The sequence below is a fragment of the Maricaulis sp. genome (genome assembly GCF_015665295.1).
Taxonomy (GTDB): Bacteria; Pseudomonadota; Alphaproteobacteria; order Caulobacterales; family Maricaulaceae; genus Maricaulis.
In genome coordinates, this window is sequence record NZ_JADFAJ010000003.1 from 250543 (window position 1) to 259783 (window position 9241).

A 9241-nucleotide genomic window follows, 5' to 3' on the forward strand; every position below is an offset into this window, starting at 1 on the left:
TCCCTTTTCGTTTCGCTGAACCCAAGGCAAGTCCATGGATATTGAAGCCCTTATTTCACTGGCACTCTACTTCATCCTGATGATGGCGATCGGGCTCTACGCCTATCGCAAATCCACCGATGACGTGTCCGGCTACATGCTGGGCGGTCGCCAGCTGCACCCGGCGGTTGCCGCCCTCTCGGCCGGCGCATCGGACATGTCCGGCTGGATGCTCATGGGTCTGCCCGGCGCTATCCTGCTGACCGGTATCTCGGAAAGCTGGATCGCCATCGGCCTGATGATCGGCGCCTATTTCAACTACAAGCTCGTGGCCCCGCGGCTGCGCGTCTATACCGAGGTGGCCGACGATGCGATCACGATCCCGGACTATTTCGAGAAGCGTTTTGCCGACAAGTCGCGGCTGCTGCGCGTCATCTCGGCCATCGTCATCGTGGTCTTCTTCACCATCTACACCTCGGCCGGCGTCGTCGCCGGCGGCAAGCTGTTCGACGCCTCCTTCGGTCTCGACTATCGCCTCGGCCTGTTCCTGACGGCCGGGGTCGTCGTGGCCTATACGCTGTTCGGCGGCTTCCTCGCCGTCAGCCTGACCGACTTCGTGCAGGGCGTGATCATGTTCATCGCCCTGATCCTGGTGCCGGTCGTGACCATCATGCAGCTGGGCGGTTTCGGCCCCACCATCGACGCGCTGAGCACGCTGAGTGTCGATGTCGGAGGCTGGGACAAACCCTATCTCTCGATGATCCCGCAGGAGGGGCTCGCGCTGGCCGTCGTCGGCATTGTCTCGACCATGGCCTGGGGCCTGGGCTATTTCGGCCAGCCGCACATCATCGTGCGTTTCATGGCCGTGAAGTCCCTCAAGGACGTCAAGGTCATGCGCCGGATCGGCATGAGCTGGATGCTGATCACCGTGATCGGCGCCGTGCTCACCGGGGCCGCCGGCCTCGCCTATGTGAAGAGCCAGGGCATCCAGACGGCGGAAGGCCTCAATGTCGCGCGCGTCGTTGAAGCGCCGACCGACGCCACGACCACGATGGGCGATCTCGAGAACATCGACACCACCGGCGCCTTTGCCGACGGTGATGTCGTGCTGCAGGACCAGGAAACCATCTTCATCCTGCTCTCCCAGGTCATCTTCCACCCCTATATCGCCGGCTTCCTGCTGGCCGCCATCCTGGCCGCGATCATGAGCACGATCTCGTCCCAGCTCCTGGTCTCGTCGAGCTCGCTGACGGAGGATTTCTACAAGATCTTCCTGCGACGGGGCGCCAGCCAGAAGGAGCTCGTCCTGGTCGGACGCCTGTCCGTGCTCGCGGTCTCGCTGGTGGCGATCGGTCTCGCCTTCGACCCGGACAGCAATATCCTCGGCCTGGTGTCGAATGCCTGGGCCGGTTTCGGCGCCGCTTTCGGTCCGGTCATCCTCGTGAGCCTGTTCTGGCGCGGCATGACCCGCATCGGAGCGATTGCCGGCATGGTTGCCGGCGCGGTGACCGTTCTGGTGTGGATCTATGTCCTGCAGCTGTCGGGCGTGATGTACGAGATCGTGCCGGGCTTCATTGCCTGCCTGGTGACGCTCTATCTCGTCTCCAGGGCGACCGCCAAACCGGGCCCGGAGGTCACCGATTATTTCGACGAGATGCACAAGCGCGTCAAAGCCGGATAACCGGACCATCGTCCCGCAACAGAAAAGCGGCGCCCCCCGGGGCGCCGCTTTTTTCCTGTCCGGCCGATGGTGGAAAGGCTCAGACCTTCATCGCAGCTGCGGCGGCGGCATTGGCGGTGATCGTGTCCCAGTCACCAGCCTCGATCATCGCGCCGGTCGCGATCCAGGATCCGCCGACACAGACCACATTCGGCAAGGCGAGATAGTCCGGTGCCATTTCGCGGGTGATGGAACCGGTCGGGCAGAAACGGATGTCCGGCAGCGGTCCGGCGATCGATTTGAGGTAGGGACGCCCGCCGGCCTGTTCGGCGGGGAAGAATTTGAGCACATCAAAGCCAGCCTCGACGGCGCTCATCGCCTCGCCGGCGGTCGCAACGCCGGGCAGGACCGGCAGGCCCGAGGCCAGCAGGGCCGGGATCAGTTCCGGCGACAGGCCGGGCGACACCAGAAAGTCGGCGCCGGCTGCCATCGCATCGCCAACCTGCTGAGGCGTGCGGATCGTGCCCATGCCGATGATCAAGTCCGGTTCAGCGACCTTCATGGCAGTCAGCACGTCCAGCGCCGCCGGCGTGCGCATGGTCATCTCGATCACGCGCAGACCACCGGCCTTGAGCGCGCGGGCCAGCGGAGCAGCCTTGTCGACATCGCCAACAGTGAGAACGGGAATGACGCTGGCGGCACGGACAAGAGCTTCGGTCGTGATGGTCATGAGAGGGATTGGCCCTGTTCTGCGAGCGCCGCCGCGCCGCGCAGGGCGGCGCCGTCGGACTGGATAAGACGGATCGGAATGTCGGAAACATAACGTGTCATCGGACCACGGCCCAGAAAGCGCGAGGTGAAGGCACTGGCTTCCAGCAGCGTGCGGATGCGCGGCAGGATGCCGCCGCCCAGATAGATGCCGGCCCGGGCCCCGGTCAGCACGGCAACATCGCCGGCATAGCCGCCGAGTGCGGCACAGAAAAACTCGACCACGCGCGCGCCCATGGAATCCGGTCTGGACAGGGCTTCCGCCGTGATGTCTTCGGGCCGGTAGCCGGGCCAGGTCTGCCCCTCGATCTGGCACAGGGCGCGATGGATATTGACCAGGCCACGTCCCGACAGGATGCGCTCCCAGGAGACAAAACCATATTCGCGCGCCAGCCGCCGCCCAACCTCGATCTCGAGGTCGGTGCGCGGCGCAAAGCCGGCATGGCCGCCCTCGGTCGCCACGACCTTGACCGTCTCGCCATCGGGCACGAGCAGGCCAAGGCCGAGCCCCGTGCCCGGTCCGAGTACGGCAATCGGCGTGCCCTCGATCGGGCGGCCTTCGGAAATCTGGACGATGTCGGCCGTCGGGGTCAGCGGCGCGCCACGGGCCTGGGCTTCGAAATCATTGACCGCCATCAGGGTCGACATGCCCAGCTCGCCACCCAGCTCGTCCGGGCGGAAACTCCAGGTCGCATTGGTCAGCTGGACGCGGCCGGCACGGATCGGCGAGGCAACCGCGAAACAGGCCCGCTCGGGTCTGTCACCCTCGCAGCTCTGGAGATAGGCCATGGCTGCATCGCGCAGGTGTTCGAAATCCTCGTTCTTCAGGCGGCGCACCTGGTCGAGGTCGAAACCACGCGAAACACTGCCGCGCGCAATGGCGAAACGGGCATTCGTGCCGCCGATATCGGCGACGAGATAGCTCGGTTCATTGCTCATTCCCGGCACATCCACCCCCGGATCCGTCAGTCCTGCCACCGTCGCACACGCGATGATCGCTCATTCGGCATTCTCTATACGCGATATGTTACCCCTAACATAGACTCCGATTCCAGCCCTGTCGCCCTTCCCGCCTTTTCTCGGCGTCCGGAACGGGCCAGACAGGGTAGGACAGGTGTGGAGGAGCGAAGAACATGAGCGATTTTCAAGGCAAGACCATTGCGATCACCGGCGCATCGAGCGGGTTGGGCGAACACTTCGCGCACCGGCTCGCCGCCCGCGGTGCCCGGCTGGCCCTGCTGGCCCGCCGGACGGACCGGCTGGAGACGACGGTCGAGGCCCTTCGTGCAAGCGGCAGCGAGGCAGTCGCCATTGCTCTGGATGTTTGCGACGCGGCCGCGATCGGCCCTGCCCTTGACCAGGCGGAGGCCGCGCTCGGCCCGCTCCACATCATGATCAACAATGCCGGCGTCGGTGGTGAAGGCATGGCGCTCGACATGACACCGGAACACTTTGACCAGACATTTGCCGTCAACACGCGGGGCGTCTATTTCGGCGCCTGCGAGGCGGCCCGCCGCATGCTGGCCTCCGGTGTCGCCGAACGTCGCGAGGCCCGCATCATCAATATCGCCTCGATTGCCGGGCTGACGGTTCTGCCAGGCCTGACCGCCTATTGCGCCTCAAAGGCCGCCGTCATTTCGATGACCAAGGGGCTGGCCCGTGAATGGGCCCGCCAGCACATCGCCGTGAACGCGATCTGCCCGGGCTATATCGAGACCGAAATCAACGCCCACTGGTTCGCAACCGAGGGCGGCCAGAAGCAGATCGCCCGCCTGCCGCGCAAACGCCTGATGGACATCACCGCGCTGGACGACGCCCTTCTGATGCTGGCCGGCCCGGCCGCCGCCCAGATCACCGGAACCGCCATCACGATCGATGACGGCCAGATGCTCTAGGCGGCGCACACGCGTCTATTCGAAGACACGCATCAGATCACCGGTCGAACCGCCTTCCTTGATCTCGCGCAGCCGCGCATAGACCAGGCCGGAGGCGATCAGGCTGATCGGCAGGATGAAGGCCTGGACCGCGGATGCGAGGATGTTCAGCCACCAGGGCATGCCGGCCGCGATCGCGGTCGGATCAGTCGTCCCGTCCATGATGCCGCCGAAATCTACGACCGTGGTCATGATGACGGCCGTGTAGATCCCGGAAATGATCCAGTTGATCACGACGATGACGAGGATGATGCCGACGATGGACCAACGATAACCCTTGGTCAGTTCCTCGCTGCGCCCGAGTGCCGAGAATCCCGCTTTTTCAAACACGATGGCCGGCACGTAGACATAGAGCAGGGCAAGAATGTAGAGGCCGGGCACGATCAGCAGCAGGAAGCCCAGCATGATGGCGATGGCAGCAACAATGCCCAGCAGCAGGATCGGCAGGAAGCCGGTCAGCGCACCACGCAGGGCGGCACCGAGTTGCGCGCCCTGCCCGCCATGCAGCGAGATTGACATCCGCACGATCACCGCCTGGAGAAAGATGATCAGCAACATCGACAGGCCGCCCACCAGAAAGCTCTGCCCGATATTGGCGAACGGGTTGGTCGGATCCAGCGTGACTGACTGGTTGATCGGATCGACGACCAGCAGCGCGTACACGACGTAGGGCAGGAAAACGACGCCGAAAAAGAGCGGGAAATTCCGGAAATAAAGGCTGAACGTTCCGCTGAGGATACGTCCGATCCCGAGGTCGGCCTTCATCGCCGGTGTTGGATTGGTATCAGTCATGTGCGCCCCTTGTGGCTTGCTTGATGGTTGCTTGCTTGATGGTTGCTTGCTTGATGGTTGCTTGCTTGATGGTTGAACGGCGAGTCAGCCCGGTGATGCTTGTCATCGCGGACATCCCCGAAGATGCGTTTCTGTTCCAGGAAGGCCCGCTGCGCCGTGTAAAAGGCGTGCAGGAATTCCTCGACACGACTGTCCGGAACAGCCGCCTCGTAACCGATCTTGCGGCGGATCTGGGCCGCCACCTGGATCAGGCTCTCGCGACGCCGCTCGCCGGAGCCTTGTGTCGTCGTCTCGGTCCGCAGCAGGCTTTCCAGCGTCTGAAGTTCGAACCGGCCATAATGCTCAAGCTGGGCGGGCGTGAAGTCGAAGGCGTCCGTGGGCGTTGATGACGAGAGGTCCGGCAAGAGCACCGATTTCGGCCCGACCATGACATAGGTGTTGGCAATCAGGTCGCCGAGCCGCTGCCGCTTCCGGTTCGCGAGGGGCACGATCAGCACCACCGCAATCCACAGCGTCAGGACGAGGTTCCAGAACAGGCCGAGACCGCCGGAAGCCAGCAAGAGCGTGCCCGGCATGAATATCTCGACTTCCTTCATCAGATTTCGTGCGACCACGGCATGGGTGGTCAATCCGCGCCCGTCGGCGCCCAGCACGCGCAGGCCGGTGGCCCGTTTGCCGATCGTCTGCCCGTTCCAGAACAATTCGGTCAGGATGTAGTAGGGCGCCCGGATCATCAGCAGCAGGATCGCCGCCAGCGAGGTGACCACCGGTTCAATGTCAAAGGGCAGGAAGGCGAGCACGATGATGATCGCCGCCATGATCACCACGGTTATCAGGATATCCAGCAATTGCGCGCCGAAACGGGCCGCGAGACCGGCGATCTCGAAGCGGATCGGCACGCCTTCCGGCGGCACCAGGCTGAACCAGCGACGGCTGCTCTCCAGACGGCGGGCAATCCGGGCCGGGGTTTCCGTCCGGGCCATCAGCGCGCCCTCCGGCCGGCCAGCATGAACCAGGCGAGCCACAGCGCGCCAATCCCCCAGCCGATGGTGATCCGCAGGGTCGTATCGGTGACCAGCTGGCGGCCAAAACCCTCCAGCAGTCCCGCCACCAGCAGCATGAGCGAGGCGACCAATGCGAGCTTGACTGCATCCTTCGACGCCGCGCGCAGCGAGTCCTTGCGGGTCATGCCGCCCGGAAACAGGATTGCGAGGCCCAGCCGGAAGCCGCCCGCAGCCGCCAGGGCAAGGGCCGACAATTCCGTGACCCCGTGGATCGACAGCCAGCCGAACAGTTCAACGCCAAGGCCCCGATCAGCATACAGCCCCCAGAAAGCCCCGAGGATCAGCCCGTTATAAAGGGTCAGCAAGAGGCTCGGCACGCAGGCGAACACGCCCAGCGCAAAGGAGAAGAGAGCGACGCGGGTATTGTGGGAGAACAGATAGGCCGCGAAGGCCCCCAGCTGCCCGAGCAGATTGGCCTCGGTCGAAAACAGGCCGGCCCGCAGCGTTTCGGTACTGGCGCCCGGCCCGCGATCACCCGCCAGCCCTCCCGGTACGAAGGTGTAGAACCAGGCCGGATCCTGGGCGAACAACATGGCGGCCAGCCAGCCCCCCAATGCCAGCGCCAGGAAGGCCATCAGTATGGCCATTCCCGACCGCCGGACCGCCGCTGAGGCGGAACCGCCAAAAAAGCGGCCGATGACGCCTGACAGGCTTTCCTGCGGCGCATAGACCGACAGGAAGGCCCGGGCGACCAGCGATTCCAGATAGATCAGCAGATTCTGGTCGAGCGAGATGTCGCGTGCCACCGACAATGAGGTTGCCGCCTTGCGGTAGAGTTCGGCCAGCGCGCGGGATTCCTCGAAGCTGAGCCGGTGGCTGCCTTGCGTTTCAACGCGTTTTACGAGCGCCTCGAGCGCGCGCCAGTCCGCCTCACGTTCGGCCCGGAAGCGCGTCGAGCGGATGGGTTGGACCTCGCTCATGCGACCTCCCGCGCCTTGAGATCGAGATAGGTCGAAACGAGGCGCGGCGTCAGCTGGTCAGGCCGCACATCAAGCACCATCACCCCGAGCTGGCCGAGGCGCTCGATAACGATCCGCCGGTCATGCAGCAGGTCCGAGGCCGCGACCGATTGGGCGGCTTCGTCCAGCGACGGCGCGGGCTGGCGCGCCTGGCCTTCGGTCGCCGGATCACGCAGGGCGATGAAGATGACCAGGTGATCGCGCGAAAGCCGGCCGAGATGTTCGACCATGAGTTCCGAGGTGGTGGTATCGACAAAATCCGAGAAAACAATCACCAGGCTGCGCCGGCGCAGGCGGGTCTGCAAGGTGGCCAGCGCCAGCGTCGGATTGCTTTCGTTGCTCTCATAGCTCAGCCCGGCCAGGGCGTGGCGCAGCTTGGGGAAGACCTGGCGACCGGGTTCCGGCGGCATCCAGCTGTGCGGGCGCGCATGATAGGTGAAGAGGCCCACCCGGTCGCCACCGACCGCCGCCGCCCAGGCCATTGCGAGGGCCGCATTGATCGCATGGTCGATCTTCGGCAGGCCGTCGATCACCTCGCGCATGAGATAGCCGTGATCGAGGGCGATGATGATGTTGTGATTGCGCTCGGCCCGGGTCTCCTTGGACAGCATGCGGCGCTGGCGGGCCGAGCGCTTCCAGTCGACCCGGCGCAGGCTGTCGCCGGCGACGTATTCGCGCAGCTGGTGGAATTCCGAGCCCTCGCCCTCGGCGAAGGCCTCCTTTTGACCGTGCATGCTGGTGCGCACTGCGAGATCAATCTGCCCCTGGGTGACCGGGCGGATATCGGGCAGGATGGTGACCGTCCGCCCCAGTTCGGCGCGCGCAATGAAGTCGAAAAACCCGAAGCGCGATGGCCAGTTGAGCCAGACCTGCCCCAGCGGCCAGGCGCCGCGGACGCAGCCTTCGAGCGGCAATTCCAGCGAGCTTTCGCCTGCATTGGCGCGCAGCGCGGACGGTCCGCGAATACCTTCGGGCCAGTCAAAATGCGCGATCATGTCCGGCGGGGCAGACGGTTCGACATGCAGGCGGAAGCTTGCCGTCTGGCCGGCAAAGACGGCGTCCGGGCCTTCCAGCGCCAGGTGGCGACGACGTCGGATACTGCCGGCAAGGTCGAGCACCATCAGCGCACCCAGCCCGATCCAGGGCAGGGCGAGCAGACTTCCGTCGCTGGCCGCAAAGGGCAGCAGCAGGGCGGTCAGCCCGAGGGCGATCAGCGCCGCCCACAGCAATCGCCGCGTCGGTCGCATCAGCGCGGCACCTCGATCCGCGACAGGATGGCGCCGAGAACGTCATCCGGGGTCCGGCCCTCGATTTCCGCCGTCGGACCCAGCTGGATGCGGTGACGCAGGGTGGGCAGGACGAGCGCCTGGACATCATCCGGGATGGCGTAGTCACGCCCGGCAAGGGCCGCGCTGGCCCGCACTGCGGCGGCCAGCGTGTCGGCGGCGCGCGTCGAAGCCCCTTCGCGCACATCCCCGTCCGACCGGGTGGCCCGCACAAGGTCAAGGATATAGCCGAGGATTTTCTCATCCAGCCGGATCGCATCGACCAGCGCGTGCGCCGCCTCGACATCCTCGCCCGAGATCACCCGCTCGATACCCAGGGTCCGGGCGTTGAAATCGAGCGGCTGCAAGGCGTGCCGGCGCAGGATTTCCAGCTCGTCCTCGCGCTCGGGGAAGTCGAGCACCAGCTTGAACATGAAGCGGTCATTCTGCGCCTCCGGCAGCGGATAGGTGCCCTGCTGTTCGATCGGGTTCTGGGTCGCGATGACGTGGAAATGCCCACCGAGGGCATGGTCGGTCCCGTCGATTGTGACGGTGCGCTCATTCATCGCCTGCAGCAGCGCGGCCTGGGTTTTGGGCGGCGCGCGGTTGATCTCGTCGGCCAGCAGGATGTCCGTGAAAACAGGCCCTTTCACGAGCCGGAAGCTGTTGGCGCTGAAATCAAACAGGTTGGCACCCAGCACATCGCCGGGCATCAGGTCCGGCGTGAACTGCACGCGCCCGAAATCGAGCGACAGGGCCGAGGCAAAACTGCGTGCCAGCAGGGTTTTCGCGGTACCCGGAGGGCCTTCCAGCAGGACAT

The 9241-nt window shown here is 65.0% G+C and carries 9 protein-coding genes; 2 read left to right on the top strand and 7 right to left on the bottom strand.

Features of this window, described 5'->3' with window-relative positions:
- Positions 1–34: 34 nt before the first annotated feature.
- On the top strand, positions 35–1660 hold the full coding sequence (locus tag QZZ02_RS02560; RefSeq protein ID WP_291842050.1) for a sodium/solute symporter: 1626 nt from the start codon (positions 35–37) through the stop codon (positions 1658–1660).
- Positions 1661–1739: 79 nt separating this feature from the next.
- Here QZZ02_RS02560 and eda read toward each other — a convergent pair whose 3' ends face one another.
- Together eda and glk are read right to left on the bottom strand one after the other, a co-directional pair.
- Entirely contained in the window at positions 1740–2369 is a 630-nt protein-coding gene (gene eda, locus QZZ02_RS02565; RefSeq protein ID WP_291842052.1) for a bifunctional 4-hydroxy-2-oxoglutarate aldolase/2-dehydro-3-deoxy-phosphogluconate aldolase, read from the bottom strand.
- Positions 2366–3346: a glucokinase gene (gene glk / locus QZZ02_RS02570; RefSeq protein WP_291842055.1), complete on the bottom strand. Its 981-nt coding sequence runs from the start codon at positions 3344–3346 to the stop codon at positions 2366–2368. The genes eda and glk overlap by 4 nt, the downstream gene beginning before the upstream one ends.
- A 194-nt stretch (positions 3347–3540) precedes the next feature.
- On the opposite strand from glk, the gene QZZ02_RS02575 reads away from it, so the two are divergent.
- Entirely contained in the window at positions 3541–4302 is a 762-nt protein-coding gene (locus QZZ02_RS02575) for an SDR family NAD(P)-dependent oxidoreductase (protein ID WP_291842057.1), read from the top strand.
- Positions 4303–4317: 15 nt separating this feature from the next.
- Here QZZ02_RS02575 and QZZ02_RS02580 read toward each other — a convergent pair whose 3' ends face one another.
- The 5 genes from QZZ02_RS02580 to QZZ02_RS02600 all read right to left on the bottom strand — a co-directional run.
- Positions 4318–5133, bottom strand: coding sequence for a hypothetical protein (locus tag QZZ02_RS02580; protein WP_291842059.1), 816 nt, complete (start codon positions 5131–5133; stop codon positions 4318–4320).
- A complete protein-coding gene (locus tag QZZ02_RS02585) occupies positions 5130–6116 on the bottom strand; it encodes an RDD family protein (protein ID WP_291842062.1) in 987 nt (328 codons plus the stop codon). Before QZZ02_RS02585 ends, QZZ02_RS02580 begins: the two co-directional genes overlap by 4 nt.
- Positions 6116–7117, bottom strand: a complete 1002-nt coding sequence (locus tag QZZ02_RS02590; RefSeq protein ID WP_291842065.1) for a stage II sporulation protein M — start codon at positions 7115–7117, stop codon at positions 6116–6118. The genes QZZ02_RS02585 and QZZ02_RS02590 overlap by 1 nt, the downstream gene beginning before the upstream one ends.
- Positions 7114–8403: a DUF58 domain-containing protein gene (locus QZZ02_RS02595; protein ID WP_291842067.1), complete on the bottom strand. Its 1290-nt coding sequence runs from the start codon at positions 8401–8403 to the stop codon at positions 7114–7116. Before QZZ02_RS02595 ends, QZZ02_RS02590 begins: the two co-directional genes overlap by 4 nt.
- On the bottom strand, positions 8403–9241 hold an 839-nt coding region (locus QZZ02_RS02600), incomplete at its 5' end, for a MoxR family ATPase (protein WP_291842069.1). The genes QZZ02_RS02600 and QZZ02_RS02595, both read right to left, overlap by 1 nt.

Excerpts from the sequence above, each read along its gene's own strand:
- eda (WP_291842052.1), bottom strand. The coding sequence starts at position 2,369 with ATGACCATCACGACCGAAGCTCTTGTCCGTGCCGCCAGCGTCATTCCC.
- QZZ02_RS02590 (WP_291842065.1), bottom strand. The coding sequence starts at position 7,117 with ATGAGCGAGGTCCAACCCATCCGCTCGACGCGCTTCCGGGCCGAACGT.
- QZZ02_RS02575 (WP_291842057.1), top strand. The coding sequence starts at position 3,541 with ATGAGCGATTTTCAAGGCAAGACCATTGCGATCACCGGCGCATCGAGC.
- QZZ02_RS02580 (WP_291842059.1), bottom strand. The coding sequence starts at position 5,133 with ATGACTGATACCAATCCAACACCGGCGATGAAGGCCGACCTCGGGATC.
- glk (WP_291842055.1), bottom strand. The coding sequence starts at position 3,346 with ATGAGCAATGAACCGAGCTATCTCGTCGCCGATATCGGCGGCACGAAT.
- QZZ02_RS02595 (WP_291842067.1), bottom strand. The coding sequence starts at position 8,403 with ATGCGACCGACGCGGCGATTGCTGTGGGCGGCGCTGATCGCCCTCGGG.
- QZZ02_RS02560 (WP_291842050.1), top strand. The coding sequence starts at position 35 with ATGGATATTGAAGCCCTTATTTCACTGGCACTCTACTTCATCCTGATG.
- QZZ02_RS02585 (WP_291842062.1), bottom strand. The coding sequence starts at position 6,116 with ATGGCCCGGACGGAAACCCCGGCCCGGATTGCCCGCCGTCTGGAGAGC.